Source organism: Actinomadura sp. 21ATH (assembly GCF_041951345.1).
Classification (GTDB): domain Bacteria; phylum Actinomycetota; class Actinomycetes; order Streptosporangiales; family Streptosporangiaceae; genus Spirillospora.
Genome location: NZ_JBGNUR010000001.1, coordinates 626096 through 643962, shown reverse-complemented (window position 1 = coordinate 643962; position 17867 = coordinate 626096). Strand labels below are relative to the sequence as shown.

Sequence of the window (17867 nt, the reverse complement as noted above, 5' to 3'; positions counted from 1 at the left end):
GCGTGGAACTCTCCGTAGTGATGCCGTGTCTGAACGAGGCCGAAACGGTCGAGACGTGCGTCCGAAAGACCATCGGCTTCTTTGAGGAGAACGGCATCGACGGCGAGGTCGTCATCGCCGACAACGGCAGTACCGACGGCAGCCAGCAGCTCGCCCGCGACGCGGGCGCGCGGGTGGTGCCCGTCGTCGACAAGGGGTACGGCAACGCCCTGATGGGCGGCATCCGCGCCGCCCGCGGCACGTACGTCGCGATGGGCGACGCCGACGACTCCTACGACTTCACCACGCTCGGCCCGTTCCTGGACGAGCTGCGCGACGGCGCCGACCTGGTGATGGGCAACCGCTTCAAGGGCGGCATCGCCGACGGCGCCATGCCGCCGCTGCACCGCTACCTCGGCAACCCGGTGCTGAGCTTCGTCGGGCGGCTGTTCTTCGGCAGCAAGATCGGCGACTTCCACTGCGGGCTGCGCGCCTTCAACAAGGAGTCGATCATGCGGCTCGGCCTCCAGACCGGGGGCATGGAGTTCGCCAGCGAGATGGTGGTCAAGGCCACCCTCGCCAAGTACGACATCCGCGAGGTCCCGACCACGCTCTCCCCGGACGGCCGGACGCGCGCGCCGCATCTCAACACCTGGCGGGACGGCTGGCGCCATCTGCGCTTCCTCCTCCTCTACAGCCCGCGCTGGCTGTTCCTGATCCCGGGCCTCGCCTTTATGACGCTCGGACTGATCGCCGGGATCGCGCTCTCGTTCGGTCCGGTACGGGTCGGGGAGATCGCCTTCGACGTCGACACGCTCGTCGGCGCGGGGGCGGCGATGGTGATCGGCTTCCAGGCCGCGCTGTTCGCACTGCTCACCAAGGTCTACGCGATGCAGGAGGGATTCCTGCCGCATGATCGGAGAGTACAGAAGATCCTCGGCTGGTGGAGCCTGGAACGCGGACTCGTGCTCGGCGGGCTGCTCGCCATCGCCGGTCTCGCCGGCCTGGCCGCCTCGCTGTTCCACTGGCGGGTCAACAACTTCGGCGAGCTGGACCCGCGCGAGTCGCTGCGCATCGTCGTCCCGTCCGCGACCGCGCTGGTGATGAGCCTCCAGGCCGTCTTCGCGTCGCTGTTCGCCAGCATCCTCAGCATCCGCCGCCGCCAGCACCCGCCGGCGTACGACCCGGCCGACGAGGCCGCGGGCGTCGTCGACGCCGCCGCCCACAAGGTCGCCGCCGAGGTGGCCGAGGCCGCCGAAGCCGCGAAGGCCGAGCCGGTCGCGTCGGCCGAGAAGGCGGAGCCCGTCCCGGCCGCGGCCGGAGCCGAGACCGGGGCCGAGAAGAAGATCGAGGAAAAGGCCGAATAGCCCGGCGCGGCACGGCGCCTCCCCTCCACCTCGGGGCGCGCCCCCGGCCGCGTCCCGTCGCTCACGGAAGGGAACGACGCCGTCACCCACCGGCGCGGTAGCCGACAACTTGCTGAGTGTTCGCTGAGCAGGGCGGGGCCCGCGCGCCGGGGTGTGACAGGCTGACTCGCTGATGGATCACTCGCCCGTGCCCGCCGGTCTCCCGGACCCCGGCCCCTGATGAGTCCCCAGGCCACGACCCTGCGCGCGGCCCGGGGCACGGCGCGCGACGCCGCCCCGGACGCCGCCTCCGGGCGTACCGCGGGCCGCCCCGGACACTGGGCGCTCCTGCTGCTCCTCGGCTGGGCGGCGCAGGTCGCCGTGCGGCTGTGGCTGGCGTCCGGGCAGACGATGCCGGTGGCCACCCCCGACGAGGCGGGCTACCTGTTCGCGGCCCGGGTGATCGACGGCGGACCCGGCGCCGACATGTCGTACGGCACCGTCTACCGCGGCGGGTACGCGCTGCTGCTGCTCCCCGCCTTCTGGATCGCCGACGACCCGGTGACCGTCTACCGGATCTGCCTGGTGATCAACGCGCTGATCAGCGCCGCGATGCTGCCGCTGGCGTACCTGATGCTGCGCCGCCTGCGGGTCTCGCCGAACTGGTCGTACGCGATGGGCCACGTCACCGCGCTGCTGCCCTGCGTGCTGTTCTTCGCCGAGTTCGTGCTGACCGACGCGGTGCTGCCGGTCGCGGTCTTCGGCTGGCTGCTGCTGACGCACTCCTGGCTGGCCGCGGGCCCCGAGACGTCCCGGGCGCGCCGGACGCTGTACGGTGCGGCCGCCGCGATGACCGTCGCGTACGTCTACGCGTCCCACACCCGCGGCGCGATCCTGCTGATCGTGCACGTCGGCGTCATGCTGGCCGCGGTCGCGTTCCGCTGGCGCGGATGGCGCTCGGCCGCCGTGGCCGCCGCCGTGATGGGCGCCGTCGCGGGCGCCGGCATGCTGCTCAACGACTCGCTGCTCCCGGCCCTGTACCCGGGCGGCGACAACGACCTGTCGGGCAACCTCACCCGCCGGCTGACCACCGTGGACGGCTACGGCTGGGTGCTGTCGCTGGGCACCGGCCAGGTCTGGTACCAGATCGTCGCGACCGGCGGGCTGGCCGGGATCGGCCTGGTCACGATCGCCGTCGTGGCGGTCCGCCGCGGCACCGCGCCGCGGCTGCGCGCGCTGTCGCTGGCCGTGCTGGCGACGATCGCGGGCATCGCGTTCGCGACCTCCGCCGCGCTGCCCGTCGAGTACCGCATCGGCAACTACGTCTACGGCCGCTACCTGGCGTGCGTCACGCCGGTCCTGTTCCTGGTCGGCGCGGCGGTGCTGCTGCGCGCCACGCTCCGCACCGTGCTGTGGACGGCCGCCGCCACCGCGGCCCTCGCGGTCGCCGGCGCGGGCGTCGTGCAGTGGTACGCGGGCGACCTGCTGAGCGAGTACACCTATACGCTCTTCGACTTCCCCGAGGTGTCGTTCCTGACCTGGAACTGGTCGGAGTTCCACCTCTGGCACGCCACGCTCGCCGGCCTGACCCTGCTCGGCCTGGCCCTGATCGCCGCCCGGCTGCCCCGGCACGGCCCCGCGGTGCTGGCGGGCCTGCTGGTGATCGTGAACGTGGCGGCGGTGACCACCGCCACCACGCAGATCTCGCGGCCGCTCGTGCAGAACCTCACCGCGTACACCGACCTGCGCGGCAAGACCGACCTGGACGCCCAGCGCTCGATCGCCGTCGACTGGAACGTCCCCTGGACGGTGCGGCTCGGCCTCTTCTACTGGGCCTGGGACAGCAAGGGCACGCTGTTCGACGCCCGCTGGACGCCGCCGCCGCGGAACGTGGACCTGGTCGTCCTGCACTGGCCGGAGAACGTCCCCGCGACCGCCAGCTGGAAGGACGCCCCCAACGGCTGGCGCGTCGTGGACAGCCGCCGTTCCCCGGAAGGCGACTGGGTCGCCTGGCGCAGTCCTTGATTGCGCAGCCCTTGGCGTCGGGCGTTGAACGCTCTCCTGCGGCGGGCTTCGCGGCGATCCCCGCATCGCTTCGACTCGCCCAGGGGCTCGCTGCGCGATCAGGGCCTCGCTTGCGCTCGTCCCTGCCTTCGGACGCGATCGCAACGCTTTCTGGCCCTGAGGATCACTTCGCCGGGCCCCAGATCTCCAGGACGCCGTCGGACGAGCGCCACATGCGCTTCCAGCCGGTCTCGGCGCTCGGGCGGTAGCCGTAGAGGATCTGCGACTCCTGCCCGCGCCAGCGGGTGAAGAGCATCGGCTGCCCGTACGACTCGGCCGGCAGCTTCGCGGAGGAGTGCTCGAAGTCGCGGATGCGGCCGTGCCACAGCACGTCGCCCCACATCGAGCGGGTGTAGAACGTCGCCGTCTGCGCGAGCCGGCGGTCGGCCCACAGCACCGGGATGTCGCCGTCGTGGGCCCGGAGGTAGCCGCGCAGCTCGTTCCACGCCTTGTCGCGCGGCAGCAGCGGGACGGTCCGCACGGCGGCGACGGCGTAGGTCAGGGCGAGCACGGCCGCCAGCGCCGGCGCCACGACCGTACGGAGCCGGAAGCGCGCGGCGAGTCCGTCCGGGATCCGCTTCGCCAGCAGGACCAGCGCGCCGCAGCCGCCCGCCAGCAGCGCCGGGAAGACGGCGAACCAGTAGCGCAGCAGCCACCCGCGCAGCTTGATGTTGTGCGGGTCGATCACGCCCGACAGGACCGTCAGCGGGACGCACAGGACGAGGAACCACACCAGGCACAGCGCGAGCCGCCGGTCCCGGGTCACCACCCAGCCGATCACCGTCAGGACGAGCGCGGCGACGAAGACCCAGCCCATCCAGTGCCAGTCGGCCATCGCCCGCTCGAACGACCGCAGCGCCAGCACGCGGGTGACGTGGTCGCGGGACTCGCCGCCGTGGCCGGCCGCCGACATCAGCCCGGCCAGCGGGTCGCCCCACACCACCTGGTTGTGGATCAGGTTGGCGGCCAGGATGCCCACCATCGGCAGGCCGACCGTGACGTTCCGCCGCCACGGGATCCGCAGCAGCGCCAGGTAGATCGGGATCGCGAGGAACAGGAACGCGACGAACTCGCGGACCAGGTACGCCGACCCGAAGCAGACACCGGCCGCCACCAGCAGCCGCGTCCGAGCGCGCCCCTCCCGCCGGGACGCGGCCACCAGCGCCGCCATCCCGAACGCGAACAGCCCCGCCCCCGGCATGTCGGGCAGCACCGCGCCCGCCGACCAGGTGACCTCGACCCCGTACGGGTTCGTCATCGTGAAGAACGGGTGGACGATCAGCAGCAGCGCCGACGCCACCCCCGCCACGTCCCCGAACAGCGACCGCACGGCCAGGTAGCAGCCCACGAAGAACAGCGCCCCGCCGAGCGCGGCGACCGTGAAGTAGGCGGCCTGCCCCGAGCCGAGCAGCTCCTGGACGAGCCGCGCCGGCAGCACCAGCCCCAGCCGGGTCACCTGGTGCGGTACCTCGCTGAACGGCCACCGGTCGAGCGGGATGTCCGGCCAGGATCGCGCGCCCAGCCACACGTAGTAGGGGTCGAAGTACAGCGGCGGCGGGTTGACCACCCACTGCGCCAGCACGCCGCAGGCGCCCACCAGCGCCGACAGCCACACCACCCGGCGGCGCCGCAGGCGCGCCAGCCCCCGCAGCGGCCCGGTGCGGGCCGGGGCCTCGTCGACGGCCGGCTCGCGCACCGTGGTCTGGGCCATGCCTGAACTCAACCTCGCCTGTGGGGTGTGGGAACGGAATGCAGGCTATCGGGCGGCGCGCCCTGCCCGGGTGCCGATACCGGTTCGAGGGGCCCTGGTCGGCCCTCTAGTCTGGATACATGTCCTCGTCGAGCCGACACATCCTGACCGCGCCCGCCTGGCCGTACGCCAACGGGCCCCGTCACATCGGGCACGTCTCCGGATTCGCGCTGCCCGCCGACATGTTCAGCCGCTACCAGCGGATGGCGGGCAACCAGGTCCTGATGGTCAGCGGCACCGACGAGCACGGTACGCCGATCCAGGTGCAGGCCGACAAGGAGGGCGTGACGGCCCGCGAGCTGGCCGACCGCTACAACCGGGTGATCGCCGAGGACCTGCACGGGCTCGGCATGTCGTACGACCTGTTCACCCGGACGACGACGCGCAACCACTACGCCGTGGTGCAGGAGCTCTTCAAGGGCCTGTACGACAACGGCTACATCTTCCCCAAGACCACGATGGGCGCGATCTCGCCGTCCACCGGCCGGACGCTGCCCGACCGCTACATCGAGGGCACCTGCCCGATCTGCGGGTACGACGGCGCGCGCGGCGACCAGTGCGACAACTGCGGCAACCAGCTCGACCCGATCGACCTGATCGACCCGGTGAGCCGGATCAACGGCGAGACGCCGAAGTTCGTGGAGACCGAGCACTTCATGCTCGACCTGCCCGCGTTCACCGAGGTGCTGGGCCGCTACCTGCGCGGCAAGCAGGGGGAGTGGCGGCCGAACGTCCTGAAGTTCTCGCTGAACCTGCTGGACGACCTCCAGCCGCGGGCGATCAGCCGCGACCTCGACTGGGGCGTGCCGATCCCGCTGGACGGCTGGCGCGACAACCCGGCGAAGAAGCTGTACGTGTGGTTCGACGCGGTGATCGGCTACTTCTCCGCGTCGGTGGAGTGGGCCCGCCGCAAGGGCGACCCGGAGGCGTGGCGCGCCTGGTGGCAGGACCCGGACGCCCTGTCGTACTACTTCATGGGCAAGGACAACATCGTCTTCCACTCGGAGATCTGGCCGGCGATGCTGTTCGGCTACAGCGGCCGGGGCGACAAGGGCGGCACGCCGGGCTCGCTCGGCGCGCTGAACGTGCCGACCGAGGTGGTGTCGTCGGAGTTCCTGACGATGGAGGGCCGCAAGTTCTCCTCCTCCCGCCAGGTGGTCATCTACGTCAAGGACTTCCTGGAGCGGTACGACGTCGACGCGCTGCGCTACTACGTCGCGGTCGCCGGCCCGGAGAACCAGGACACCGACTTCACCTGGGCCGAGTTCGTCCGCCGCAACAACGACGAGCTGGTCGCGGCCTGGGGCAACCTGGTCAACCGGTCGGTGAACCTGGCCGCCAAGAACTTCGGCGCGATCCCGGCGGCGGGGGACCTGACCGACGCCGACCGGGCGCTGCTGGAACGCAGCCGGAACGCGTTCGCCGCGGTCGGCGGCGAGCTCCAGCGGTCGCGGTTCAAGAACGCGACGACCGAGGCGCTGGACGTGGTCCGCGACGCCAACCGCTACCTGTCCGACCAGGCGCCGTGGAAGCTCAAGGACGACCCCGAGCGGGTCGGGTCGATCCTGCACGTGGCGCTCCAGGTCGTCGACGACGCCAAGTCGCTGCTGACGCCGTTCCTGCCGGCCTCGTCGCAGAAGGTGTACGAGATGCTCGGCGGTGAGGGCGTCTGGAGCGGGATGCCGCGGATCGAGACGGTGTCGGAGGAGGGCGGCCCCGACTACCCGGTGCTGACCGGCGACTACGACACCGAGGCGGTCTGGGAGTCCCGGCCGATCAAGGTGGGGCTGCCGCTGGCCAAGCCGGTGCCGCTGTTCAAGAAGCTGGACGCCTCGGTGGTGGACGACGAGCTCGCCCGCCTCCAAGAAGGCGCCGGAGGCGCCCAGTGAACAAGGGGCCGGGCGGGGAGGCGTCGCGGTCGTTCCCGCCGCTTCCCGAGCGGCTGCCGGTCGACGTCTTCGACAGCCACTGCCATCTCGACATGGCCGACACCCCGGTGACCGAGGCGCTGGCCTCGGCCCGGGCGGCCGGGATCGCCCGGATCGTCACGATCGGCTGCGACCTGCCGTCGTCGCGGTTCGCCGTGGAGGCCGCCGACGAGTACGAGCACGTGTACGCGGGCGTGGCCATCCACCCCAACGACACGACCGGCATCACCGACGACGTCCTGCACGACATCGAGCTGATGGCCGCCCACCCGAAGGTGCGGGCGATCGGCGAGACCGGGCTCGACTACTACCGCGACTGGGCGCCGCGGGAGGACCAGCACCGCTCGTTCCGGGCGCACATCGACATCGCCAAGCGCACCGGCAAGGCCCTGGTCATCCACGACCGGGAGGCCCACGACGACGTGCTGCGCGTCCTGGCGGAGGAGGGCGCGCCCGAGCGGGTCGTGTTCCACTGCTTCTCCGGCGACGCGGAGATGGCGAAGGTGTGCGCCGAGCGCGGGTACCTGATGAGCTTCGCGGGGAACGTGACGTTCAAGAACGCCGAGCCGCTCCGCGAGGCCCTGCGCGTCGCGCCGCTGGACCTGCTGCTGGTGGAGACCGACGCGCCGTTCCTGACGCCGGTCCCGCACCGGGGCAAGCCCAACGCCTCGTACCTGATCCCGCACACCGTGCGGTTCATGGCCGAGGTGAAGGGCGTCGACGTGGCCGAGCTGTGCACGGCCATCGCGGCGAACGGGGAGCGCGCGTTCGGCGCCTGGTGAGGCGCCGCGGGCGGGCCGGCCGGGCCGGCCGCCGGGTCAGCCGGCCGCCGCGTCCAGGTAGCCGGCGGCCTGGGTGAGGAAGAGGCGCGCGTAGGTGCCGTCCCGCGCCATCAGCGCCGCGTGGGTGCCGTGCTCGACGACGGCGCCGCGGTCGAGCACGTAGATCCGGTCGGCGCCGCGCACCGACGAGAACCGGTGCGAGATCAGCAGCACCGTCCGGCCCGCGAACAGCTCCCGGATCCGCCCGAACAGCTCCTCCTCGGCCTCCGGGTCGAGCGCGGCGGTCGGCTCGTCCAGGATGACGAACGGGGCGTTGCGGTAGAAGGCGCGGGCGATCGCGAGCTTCTGCCACTGGCCGCCCGACAGGTCCTCCCCGCCGGAGAACTCCTTGCTCAGGACGGTGCCGTACCCGTCCGGGAGCCGCCGTACGAACCCGTCGGCGCCGGCCATGCGCGCCGCGTCCCGCACGCCGTCATCGCCGGCGGGCTCGCCGGGGCGGCCGAACGCGATGTTGTCGGCGGCGGTGAGCTTGTAGCGGAGGAAGTCCTGGAAGACCACGGCCGACAGCCGGCGCAGCCCGTCCGGGGGCGCCGGGCGGCCGTCCAGCAGCACGGTGCCCGAGCAGGGCGGGTAGAGCCCGGCGAGGATCTTGGCGAGGGTGGACTTGCCGGATCCGTTCGCCCCGACCAGCGCGACGATCTCGCCCTTCTCAAGGTCCACGCTGACCTCCCGCAGCGCGGGCGCGGCCGAGCCGGGATAGGTGAAGGAGACCCGTTCCGCGCGTACCCCGGTGAAGGACGCGACCGCCTCCCGGCCGGGCTCCGCGGCGTTCCCGGCGTCCTCGGCCTCCTCCTGCGCGAACGCCTTGAGGTCGCGCAGGTACAGGACGGAAGCGCCCAGGTTGTTCAGCATCGAGCCGATGATCTGGAGCCGGGTCGACAGCAGCCACAGCGCGGTGAGCGAGGCCAGCGCCGTCGGCAGCGCCAGCCGTCCCGCCAGCACCAGCCACCAGACGGCGCCGATCACGCCGAGCGTGATCGCGTCCCCGGCCAGCCGCGCCAGGACCTTGCGCGGGAGATGGCGGCGGTACAGCGCGGTGAGCCGGCCGATCTCGCCCTCGTAACGGTCCTCCCAGCGGCGGCGCAGCTCCGGCCCGAGCCCCAGGGAGCGGACCTCCTTGGCCTCGGCCAGGCCGGTCAGCAGCCGTTCCAGGTACTCGCGGCGGCGGCGGTCCTCGGCGAGGCCGCGGTGCAGCCCGTACGCGGCGTCCCGTTCCCGGCGCGACGCCCGCAGCAGCGGCACCATGCCCGCGGCGGCGAACGGGACCAGCCACCACGCCATCACCGCGAACGCCGCGCCGACCGCGACCATGCCCAGGACCGCCTGCAGTACCGCGAACAGCGGCCCGATCAGCATCATCGGCTGCACCCGCGAGGCGAACATCGCGCGCTCCAGCCGGTCGTGGAAGCCGGGCCGCTCGAAGGCCGCCAGGTCCGCGCCGACCGCGCGGTCCAGGACGAGCCCGGTGGCGCGCCGGTCGAACGCCGCCGCCAGCACCCGCTGCCGCGACTGCGCGACCATGCGCAGCACCGCGCCCGCGGACCCGGCGGCGGCCATCGCCGCGACCGCCGGGATCAGCCGCCCGTCGCCCGCCGGGTTGGCGGCCGCCGGCGCCACCGCCGCGCCCAGCACGTCCCGGGCCAGCAGCACGACCGCGGCCAGGCCCAGCGCGGTGACGGCCTGCGCGGCCACGATCCCGGCGAACCGCCGCCGGTCGGCCTTCCAGCACAACCCCAGCGCGAAGAGCACGGCCGCGGCCAGGTCCCGCCCGCCCGGCGGCCGCTCCGCCCCGCCGGCCGCGCTCACCGCCCCGCCCCCTCGGGCCGCCCGACCAGCCGGACGAGCACCGCCCGCGCGGCGTCGTCGTAGTACCGGACGTACAGCAGCGCGGCCGCGCCCCCGGCCACCGCCGGAACGATCAGCGCGGCCCCCGGGGCGGCCGGGGCCACGAGTGCGGCGGGCAGCGCCGCGGCCAGCAGCAGCACGTTCCGCACGATCAGCGGGTAGCCCATCACCGACCCGTACCGGCCGAAGCACCCGCACTCGGTGAAGACGCCCGCACGGACGGCGCGCAGCGCGACCGCGGTGAACAGGACCAGCAGCCCGGCCGCCAGCAAGGGCCCGGCCCAGGCCCCCGGAACGCCCGGCGGCACCGCCAGCAGGCACGCCGTCACGATCTCGACGGCGACCACCGCCCCCGCGACCCGCCGCGCCCGCCCCTGGGCGAACCCGGCCAGCCGGCGCACGGTCGTCACGAAGTTGCCGAAGCCGCGGGCGTGGCGCACCTTCCCGTACGCGGCCACGGCGAACACCACGGCCAGCAGGTACCTCGCCCCGACGGCGAGACCGGCGGCCAGCCCCGCGCTCACCGCCCGCCGCCGCGCGCCGGCACCGTCATCACCTTGTGGTAGTGCCCGGTGTCCTCCCCGACGGGCGCGCCCTCGGCCTCCACCCAGGCATGCGCCCGGAACGGCTCAGTGAGCACCCCGGTGCACCAGTCCGGCCAGGAGCCGCCGAGCCGGCACAGCAGGGCCGTCGCCACCGACCGCGGCAGGCACCCCTGCCCCGCGCAGAGCACGCTGACCGCCACCACGGCCCGCCGGGCCGCGGCGGCCTCGGCCACGGTCGCCGGCCGTGCCCCGCCCCGCACGGCCTCCAAGACCCGCCGCAGCCGCCCGGGCGACAGCCGCACCAGCCCCCGGGCCACCACCACGACCACCCATGCGGCGATGCGCCGCCCGAATCCGACCCGCGCACGTTCTTCCAGGACCACCCGAGTGCTCACGCCCTGCCCCCTGTTACTCCTCGTGGCGCTGACCGGACCAGCCCGAGCACGGCGATCCGCTGCCCGAACACGTCTTGCCTGCGCTCATCCGTCCCCACCTGCGTGCTCACGCCCTGCCTTCTGCCGGTCCCGGCGGCGGCAGCGGCCGGACGGACGCCGGGGAGCGCCCGCGCGGCGATCCGCCGCCCGTGTCCGTCGTGTCCGTGTCCCTCGGGAAGCGGGCGCGTGGTCATGCCGCGGTCTCCGCCAGGAGGCCGGCCTCGCGGAGGGTGGCGAGGAAGGCCGTGACGTCGGCCAGGGCCCTCGGTGCCGACTCCGGGTGGGCCGCGGTGAGGATCGCGGCGGCGGAGGCCGTGTCGGTGCCGGAGGTCAGGGCCGTGAGGACGGCCGCGCCGGTGGCGTTCAGCTGCCAGTACGTGCCGCGGCGCTCGTCCAGCAGGACCATGCCGTGCTCGGTCTCGGTGGCGGTGACATGGGGTGCGAGGGCGATCGTCATCGGGCCTCTCCGGTGGTGGCGGGGACGGCGGCGACGGAGCGCAGCCAGAGTTCGCAGGACAGCGTCCGGTCGAGGAGCAGGAGCCGGCGCGAGGAGGTGTGCAGGCCGAGCAGCGCGGAGCGGAACGCGGCGGCGTCCACCAGCCCCATCCGGGCGAGCAGCATGCCGTCGCACAGGTCGAGCAGCTCGCGGCGGTGCCGCCGCAGGCCCTCGAACACCAGCGGGCTGAACTCGGCCTTGGTGGGGCGGCCCAGCACGGCCTCGGGCACGATGCCGCGCATGGCGGCGGCCAGCACGGGCTTGTAGCGGTCCGGGGCGAGGCGGTCCTCCAGGCGCACCGCCAGGGCCGCCTCGATGACCTGGTCGTCCAGGTACGGGGCGTGCCAGGAGACGCCGGAACGCGCCGAGAGGCGGCCCGCGCGGCGCACGCCGTCGCCGTTCTTGCGGGCGCTGTTGAGGGCCATGTGCTGGCCGCGGTACGGCGACAGCGGCTCGGCGCCCTCGCGCAGCAGCGCCCGCACGGAGGCGGCCGCCTCGGGCGTCGACCAGGACGGGAGCCGAACGACGGAGTCCCAGCCGAGGCCGAGCGCGGCGGACGTGGGCGGCAGCCCGGTGGTGAGGGTCCGCTCCGCGGCCGCGAGCCACTCGGTGTAGGAGGCGCGGTCGAGCAGGGCCCTGACGGTGGGCGCCAGGCGCCATCTGAGCATCGCGCGCGCCGCCCGCACGTGCCGTACGGCGGTGAGGGGGCGGGTGCGGGCGAGGGAGTGCAGGTACGCCGACAGGCCGAAGAACAGCTCGTCGCCGCCGTCCCCGACCAGGTGCCGCGTGGAGCCGCGCGCCGCGACCTCCCCGGCCAGGTGCCGCAGCTGCGCGTGGACCCGCGCGGCCACGAACGGCGCCTCCAGGTCGCCGTCCGCCCGGGGGAGGTCGGCGTACATGTGGGGGACGCGGCTCTGGCCGTACACCAGGTGCTCGGCGTCCGGCAGCGCGGCGGCGGCGCGGTCGGCCCACCGCAGGTCGTCGTTCGCGGAGTCGCCGGCGGCCCAGTGGAAGGTGACCAGGCGGGCGGGGCCGGCGGCGGCCAGGAAGCAGAGGCTGGTGGAGTCCATGCCGCCCGACAGGTCGGCGCTCAGCGTGCCGCCCTCGTCGGTACGGGCGGCGACGGCCTCGTGCAGGGCCTCGCGCACGCGCGCGGCGCCCTCTTCCAGCGGCACTTCGGGCTCCGGCGCGGTCCAGCCGCCGACCGCCGCGTGACCGCCGGGATCCAGCCGCAGGAGGTGCCCCGCGGGGAGGGACTCGACGCCGCGCCACAGGCACCGCTCGCCGAGCGGGTACGGCGCGTACGGCGCGATCAGCCGCAGCGCGACCAGGTCCTCGTCGACGCCCGCGCCGTTCAGCGCGGCGAGCGTGTCGGGCCGGTCGGCGGCCACCGGGATCCCGCCGATCCGCGCGGTGAAGAGCCGGCAGACCGCGGACAGGGTGCCGCGGGCCCACACCCGGCCGTCCTCCATGGAGGCGACCAGGTGGAACGCGCCGGGCACGGCGCGGGCGGCCGCGTCCAGGTCCGGGGTACGGGCCATGCCGCCGAGCAGCGCGGGCAGCCGGCCGGCCGCCGCGGGCCGGGCGTGGCCGAGCAGCGCCAGGCGCCGCCGGCCCGCCCGCGCGAGGACCAGCTCGCCGGGTTCCCACGTCCCGGCGATCCAGGGGCGCCCGGAGGCGTGCGGGACGACCGTGCCGCCGTACGCGGCCGCGCGCTCGGCGACGCCGGCCGCGGCCGGCGTGTCCGGAAGGATCAGGAATCGCATCTCACGCTCCGGGGTGGGCGGCCGCGCCCGGGGACGCGGCCGCCCGGCGGGATCAGTTGTCCGAGCCGTCGCACTGGTAGAACGCGCACTCGTTCTTCCGGTCGATGCCCCAGTCGGCGTCCCCGAGGGTGACGTCGGCGAAGGCGCCGGCCGCGGCCAGCATCGGGGGCTCGTAAACGGTCTCCTGCATGCGGATCACCCTTTCCGGTTCGGCCGGAAGGCTTTTCCTTCCGGCCTGCCGACTAAGTTACCGGGCGCCCCTTTCATGTCGCTTTCCGGTGGCTTCCCGTTCGCTTTCCGGGGACTGCCGGACCGCTTTCCGTACGCTTTCACTCCGCTGTCACGAGAAAGGCCGGAGAAAGCCCGACGGCTCTCTCCGGCCCCATGGCCGGCGCCGCCCGGTCAGCCGACCAGGGCGGCGGACCGGTCGAGCGCCGGGTCGTTGCGCAGGATGGCCTCGTGCAGCGCCCGGAGCTCCTGCCCGGGGCTGATGCCGAGCTGCTCGTCCAGCCGCGCGCGGACGTCCCGGTACGCCGCCAGCGCCTCCGCCTGCCGGCCGCAGCGGTACAGCGCGAGCATCAGCTGGTACCAGAACCGCTCGTGGAACGGCCTGCTGCCGGTCAGGAAGCGCAGCTCGCCGACCACCTCCTGGTGGCGGCCCAGCAGCAGGGCGGCCTCGCCGCGCCGTTCCACCGCGCGCAGCCACTCCTCGGTCAGCCGCGGTACGGCGTCCCGGTGCAGGGCGTCGGAGCGCACGTCGGGCAGCGCGGGCCCGCGCCACTGGGCGAGCGCCGCGCCGAGCAGCACGGACTCGGCCTCCAGGTCGCCGCGGCCGGCGGCGCCGGCGGCCGCGTCGATCAGGTCGCGGAAGCGGGCGAGGTCGAGCCGGCCGGGCTCGACCTCGATCAGGTAGCCGGCCGCCGAGGCGTGCAGCGCCGCCTGCGGCACCGCCGCCTGGGGCGCGCCGGCGGCGAACTGGGCGAGCCAGCGGCGCAGCCGGGCGACCTGCGTCTGGAGCGCCCCGCGCGGGCAGCGCGGCGTGCCCTCGCCCCAGAGCCACTCGACGAGGTCCTCCACCGGGACGACCTCGTTGGAACGCAGCAGCAGCCCGGCGAGCAGCACCCGCTGCTTGCCGGCGGGTACCGCCGCGCGATGCCCGCCGACCGCCACTTCGAGCGGTCCCAGTATCCGGAAATCGACCCTGTCGACCATGAACGTTCCCCGCTCGCCAAGTATCCGATGCTCATTTCATTGGACGTTGCCATCCTGTTACAGGTTCGGAGTGGAGACGAGAGTCCCGAGGGATAGTTGACGGAGTGCGCGGGCCGCAATTCCGCTATTTATCGTGTTTTATGCGATGCTCTGCCGACCTCGTCCGTCCAGAATCTTCCGGCAGCCGGGCAACCGGGGTTGGGCTAGGCTGCCGCCTTCGCGAGGAAAGGACCGGTGTGGGCGGCAGGGCACGGCGCGGGCAGGAGCGGGAGCGGGCGGGGGAGGCGGCGCGCCGGCGGCGCAACGAGCGCCTCGGGTACGCCATCGTGTGCGGGCTGGCCGCCCTGCTCATGCTGGGATCGGCGTACCCCCTCCTCCAGTACGCGCGGGCCGACGCCGTGCGGGCCGAGCTGAGCGACTGCGGCGGGCGCCTGAACGGCACGCAGAAGGTGCCCTGCACGGCCCGCTGGCAGAACGCCGCCGGCGGCGCGCGGTGTGAGGAACGCATCACCGTCACCCTGGGCTCGTCCGGGCCTCCGAGCACGCGGTCGCTGCGGGTCGACGGCTGCGCCGTCCAGGCGCCGGCCGGTCCCGCCTTCTTCGCGGCCGGCGCGGTCCTGCTGCTCATCACGGGCGTCATCGCGCTGGCGCGGGGCCTCCGGCGCGCCGCCACCGCCTGATCCTCTCCGGCCGCTCCACGCCGCGTGCGAACGTGAGGAGAGCGACCAAAAGGGTCGATGCGGTGGCGAAAGGTACCTGAGGGGCTCTAGGGTCTGGCCCGTTGCACAGGGCCGGATCCGGAGCCCTGTCTCCCCTGGAGGAACCAAGGTGCGCCGTCCCCCTACGCGCTCTGCGCTTTCCGTGCTGCTCGTGCTGGCGGTCCTGGCCGCCGGATGCGGCGGGGAGGGCGAGGCTCCGAAGACCGCCCCGGCGGCGGACGCGGCCCGGCCGAGCCCGAGCGCCACGCCGCGCAAGGTCGTGATCGTGGTGGACCGGAAGAAGAGCGAGGTCATGAGCGCCGGCGGCACGGTCGAGCAGGTGCTCGCCGAGGCCAAGATCGCGCTGGGCCCGTACGACCTGGTGAAGCCGGCCCGGACGGCCCCGCCCGGTGACACGATCAAGGTGATGCGGCTGCTGTCCAAGCCGGTCACCCGGACGGTGAAGACGGCCGCGCCGACCGTGCGCAAGAAGAGCTCGAAGGTGGCGCCGTTCACCGAGAAGGTGTCGCGCAAGGGCAAGCCCGGCCTGAAGATCGTGCAGACCGCCTACGCCCGCCGCAAGGGCAAGAAGGTCAAGATCGTCATCTCCGAGAAGGTGAAGCGCAAGCCGGTCGCGACGATCATGCTGGTCGGCCCCAAGGGCGCGAGCACCGGCTCCGCCGCCCGGCTCAACTGGGCGGGCCTGGCCGAGTGCGAGTCCGGCGGCAACCCCAAGGCCGTCAACCCCGCCGGCTACTACGGGCTCTACCAGTTCTCGATGCAGACCTGGGGCTCGGTGGGCGGCAAGGGCAAGCCGTCCGACGCCAGCCCCGCCGAGCAGACCTACCGCGCCCAGATGCTCTACAACAAGGTGAACGGCCGCTGGCAGGGCCAGTGGCCCAACTGCGGCAGCCGCCTGTTCAGCTGACCGGACCTGGGACACTGGACGGGTGGGGGACGACGCGCACGCACTTCTCGGGCCCGCCGACATCCGCGCGCTGGCGGCGCGGCTGGGCATCAGGCCGACCAAGACGCTGGGCCAGAACTTCGTCATCGACGCCAACACGGTGCGCCGCATCGTGCGCACCGCCGAGGTGGGCGCCGACGACGTGGTCATCGAGGTCGGGCCCGGCCTGGGGTCGCTGACGCTGGCGCTGCTGCCCGAGGTACGGCGGGTCGTGGCGGTCGAGATCGATCCGGCGCTCGCGGCGGAGCTGCCCGCGACCGCCGCGGCGCGCGCCCCCGGGTTCGCGGACCGGCTGGAGGTCGTCACCGCGGACGCGCTGCGCATCGACGCCGTCCCGGGGCCGGAGCCGACCGCGCTGGTCGCCAACCTCCCGTACAACGTCGCGGTGCCGGTCGTGCTGCACCTGCTGGCGACGCTGCCGTCGCTGCGCCGCGCGCTGGTGATGGTGCAGGCCGAGGTCGCCGCCCGGATGGCGGCCGGGCCGGGCGGCAAGGTGTACGGCGTCCCGTCGGTCAAGCTCGCCTGGTACGGGGAGGCGCGCCGCGCCGGGGACGTGGGCACCCGGGTGTTCTGGCCGGCGCCCAACGTCGAGTCGGGCCTCGTCGCGTTCACCCGCCGCGAGCCGCCGCCCACCCGGGCCTCCCGCGAGGAGGTGTTCGCCGTGGTGGACGCCGCGTTCGCGCAGCGCCGCAAGACCCTGCGCGCCGCGCTGGCGGGCTGGGCCGGCTCGCCCGCGGCGGCGGAACGGGCGCTGGTCGCGGCGGGCGTCGACCCGAAGGCGCGGGGAGAAGCACTGGACGTGGCCGCCTTCGCCCGGATCGCCCAGTATCGTCCTGGGGGCGTGCTGGAGCGGAACGAGGCGGAGGACCATGGTGAAGGGGCGTTCGCGGACGGCGCGGGCGAAGATGCCCGTGGCGGCGCTGGCGATGCTGGCGATCGCGGCAGCCGGATGCAGTGACGGCGCGGGCGCGACACCGACGATCACGACCACCACCCGGGCCGGGGTGGCGCCCATGCCGCCGGAGAAGGGCGCCTACTTCGGCGCCTGGGTGCCGCCGGACGGGGCCGGGCCGGCCGGGAGCGCGTCGCCGTCGCCGTCCGGGTCCCCCTCGGACGCGGCCTCGGAGTCGCCCTCGGAGAGCCCCCCGGCCGCGGCCTCGCCGTCGGGACGCCCCGCGCCCGAGCCGGTGCGCGGCTTCGAGCAGGACCTCGGCCGGCGGCTGGACATCGTGCACAGCTACCGGGGCTGGAAGTCCACGTTCCCGAGCCGCGACGACTCCGCGCTGCTGGCGGCCGGCGACCGCTACCTGCTGCTGACCTGGGCCGGCGCCGACACCAAGGAGATCGTGTCGGGCAAGCACGACGCGGTGATCCGCGAGCGCGCCCGGGCCGTCCGGGCCACCGGCAAGCCGATCTTCCTGCGCTGGTCGCGCGACATGGACGCGCCGGGCGCGCGGGACCGGGTGCACGGCGGCAAGGAGTTCGTCGCCGCGTGGAAGCACATCCGCGCGATCTTCAAGGCGGAGCGGGTCGACAACGTGGCCTGGGTGTGGTGCCCGACCGCCACCGGCTTCGGCAGCCGCAACGGGCCCTCGTACTACCCGGGCGACGACCAGGTCGACTGGATCTGCGTGGACGCCCAGCCGGGCGCCGGCTACGACTACCGCGACCTGTCGGAGGTCCTGAAGGTCTTCATGGACTGGGCCGGCGAGCGGCCCAAGCCGATCATGGTCGCCGAGTTCGGGGTGCCCAAGGCGTACGGCACCCGCCGCGCCGAGTGGCTCCGCAAGGCCGCCGAGACGCTGCAGAACCCGCAGGTGAAGGCCGTCGTCTACTTCAACTCCGACGAGCAGGCCCAGGAGTCGCGCGACGACCGCCGCAAGTACGCGGTGACCGGCGACCAGAAGGCGGTCTCGGCGCTGCGCGAGCTGGCCACCACGCCGTACTTCAACCCCCGCAACCTTCCCGTCACCAGCGGGGAGTAGACCCGCTACG

General features: G+C 74.0%; 16 protein-coding genes. 8 read left to right on the top strand and 8 right to left on the bottom strand.

Annotated features, from left to right (window positions below):
- Positions 1-2: 2 nt before the first annotated feature.
- Entirely contained in the window at positions 3-1346 is a 1344-nt protein-coding gene (locus ACA361_RS03190; protein WP_375010242.1) for a glycosyltransferase family 2 protein, read from the top strand.
- Positions 1347-1565: 219 nt separating this feature from the next.
- Positions 1566-3350, top strand: a complete 1785-nt coding sequence (locus tag ACA361_RS03185) for a hypothetical protein (RefSeq protein ID WP_375010241.1) — start codon at positions 1566-1568, stop codon at positions 3348-3350.
- A 163-nt stretch (positions 3351-3513) separates the two neighbouring features.
- On the opposite strand, the gene ACA361_RS03180 is transcribed toward ACA361_RS03185, so the two are convergent.
- Positions 3514-5100: an ArnT family glycosyltransferase gene (locus ACA361_RS03180; protein ID WP_375010240.1), complete on the bottom strand. Its 1587-nt coding sequence runs from the start codon at positions 5098-5100 to the stop codon at positions 3514-3516.
- A 119-nt stretch (positions 5101-5219) separates the two neighbouring features.
- Between ACA361_RS03180 and metG the strand changes: the two genes are divergently transcribed.
- Both metG and ACA361_RS03170 read left to right on the top strand, forming a co-directional pair.
- Positions 5220-7028 (top strand): methionine--tRNA ligase, encoded by a 1809-nt coding sequence (gene metG / locus ACA361_RS03175; RefSeq protein WP_375010239.1) that lies wholly within the window; start codon positions 5220-5222, stop codon positions 7026-7028.
- Complete coding sequence (locus tag ACA361_RS03170) at positions 7025-7849, top strand: TatD family hydrolase (RefSeq protein ID WP_375010238.1); 825 nt, start codon at positions 7025-7027, stop codon at positions 7847-7849. Before metG ends, ACA361_RS03170 begins: the two co-directional genes overlap by 4 nt.
- Before the next feature lie 36 nt (positions 7850-7885).
- On the opposite strand, the gene ACA361_RS03165 is transcribed toward ACA361_RS03170, so the two are convergent.
- From ACA361_RS03165 to ACA361_RS03135, 7 genes are all read right to left on the bottom strand, one after another.
- Complete coding sequence (locus tag ACA361_RS03165; protein ID WP_375010237.1) at positions 7886-9715, bottom strand: ABC transporter ATP-binding protein; 1830 nt, start codon at positions 9713-9715, stop codon at positions 7886-7888.
- On the bottom strand, positions 9712-10278 hold the full coding sequence (locus tag ACA361_RS03160; protein ID WP_375010236.1) for a MauE/DoxX family redox-associated membrane protein: 567 nt from the start codon (positions 10276-10278) through the stop codon (positions 9712-9714). Before ACA361_RS03160 ends, ACA361_RS03165 begins: the two co-directional genes overlap by 4 nt.
- Positions 10275-10694, bottom strand: coding sequence for a lasso peptide biosynthesis B2 protein (locus tag ACA361_RS03155; RefSeq protein WP_375010235.1), 420 nt, complete (start codon positions 10692-10694; stop codon positions 10275-10277). The genes ACA361_RS03160 and ACA361_RS03155 overlap by 4 nt, the downstream gene beginning before the upstream one ends.
- Before the next feature lie 229 nt (positions 10695-10923).
- Positions 10924-11190: a lasso peptide biosynthesis PqqD family chaperone gene (locus ACA361_RS03150; protein ID WP_375010234.1), complete on the bottom strand. Its 267-nt coding sequence runs from the start codon at positions 11188-11190 to the stop codon at positions 10924-10926.
- Positions 11187-12995, bottom strand: coding sequence for an asparagine synthase-related protein (locus ACA361_RS03145; RefSeq protein ID WP_375010233.1), 1809 nt, complete (start codon positions 12993-12995; stop codon positions 11187-11189). The genes ACA361_RS03150 and ACA361_RS03145 overlap by 4 nt, the downstream gene beginning before the upstream one ends.
- Before the next feature lie 52 nt (positions 12996-13047).
- The gene (locus tag ACA361_RS03140; protein ID WP_375010232.1) at positions 13048-13185 is read right to left on the bottom strand and encodes a lasso RiPP family leader peptide-containing protein; all 138 of its coding nucleotides are present in this window, start codon (positions 13183-13185) and stop codon (positions 13048-13050) included.
- A 212-nt stretch (positions 13186-13397) separates the two neighbouring features.
- Positions 13398-14207: a BTAD domain-containing putative transcriptional regulator gene (locus ACA361_RS03135; RefSeq protein WP_375010231.1), complete on the bottom strand. Its 810-nt coding sequence runs from the start codon at positions 14205-14207 to the stop codon at positions 13398-13400.
- Positions 14208-14443: 236 nt separating this feature from the next.
- On the opposite strand from ACA361_RS03135, the gene ACA361_RS03130 reads away from it, so the two are divergent.
- The 4 genes from ACA361_RS03130 to ACA361_RS03115 all read left to right on the top strand — a co-directional run bounded on the left by ACA361_RS03130 (position 14444) and on the right by ACA361_RS03115 (position 17857).
- Positions 14444-14887, top strand: a complete 444-nt coding sequence (locus ACA361_RS03130) for a hypothetical protein (protein ID WP_375010230.1) — start codon at positions 14444-14446, stop codon at positions 14885-14887.
- Positions 14888-15068: 181 nt separating this feature from the next.
- Positions 15069-15833 (top strand): transglycosylase family protein, encoded by a 765-nt coding sequence (locus tag ACA361_RS03125; protein WP_375010229.1) that lies wholly within the window; start codon positions 15069-15071, stop codon positions 15831-15833.
- 22 nt (positions 15834-15855) lie between these two features.
- Positions 15856-16830, top strand: a complete 975-nt coding sequence (gene rsmA / locus ACA361_RS03120; protein ID WP_375010228.1) for a 16S rRNA (adenine(1518)-N(6)/adenine(1519)-N(6))-dimethyltransferase RsmA — start codon at positions 15856-15858, stop codon at positions 16828-16830.
- Positions 16742-17857 (top strand): glycoside hydrolase family 26 protein, encoded by a 1116-nt coding sequence (locus ACA361_RS03115; protein ID WP_375010227.1) that lies wholly within the window; start codon positions 16742-16744, stop codon positions 17855-17857. Before rsmA ends, ACA361_RS03115 begins: the two co-directional genes overlap by 89 nt.
- The last annotated feature ends 10 nt before the right edge of the window (positions 17858-17867 follow it).

Excerpts from the sequence above, each read along its gene's own strand:
- ACA361_RS03185 (WP_375010241.1), top strand. The coding sequence starts at position 1,566 with ATGAGTCCCCAGGCCACGACCCTGCGCGCGGCCCGGGGCACGGCGCGC.
- ACA361_RS03180 (WP_375010240.1), bottom strand. The coding sequence starts at position 5,100 with ATGGCCCAGACCACGGTGCGCGAGCCGGCCGTCGACGAGGCCCCGGCC.
- metG (WP_375010239.1), top strand. The coding sequence starts at position 5,220 with ATGTCCTCGTCGAGCCGACACATCCTGACCGCGCCCGCCTGGCCGTAC.
- ACA361_RS03150 (WP_375010234.1), bottom strand. The coding sequence starts at position 11,190 with ATGACGATCGCCCTCGCACCCCATGTCACCGCCACCGAGACCGAGCAC.
- ACA361_RS03145 (WP_375010233.1), bottom strand. The coding sequence starts at position 12,995 with ATGCGATTCCTGATCCTTCCGGACACGCCGGCCGCGGCCGGCGTCGCC.
- ACA361_RS03140 (WP_375010232.1), bottom strand. The coding sequence starts at position 13,185 with ATGCAGGAGACCGTTTACGAGCCCCCGATGCTGGCCGCGGCCGGCGCC.
- ACA361_RS03135 (WP_375010231.1), bottom strand. The coding sequence starts at position 14,207 with ATGGTCGACAGGGTCGATTTCCGGATACTGGGACCGCTCGAAGTGGCG.
- ACA361_RS03115 (WP_375010227.1), top strand. The coding sequence starts at position 16,742 with ATGGTGAAGGGGCGTTCGCGGACGGCGCGGGCGAAGATGCCCGTGGCG.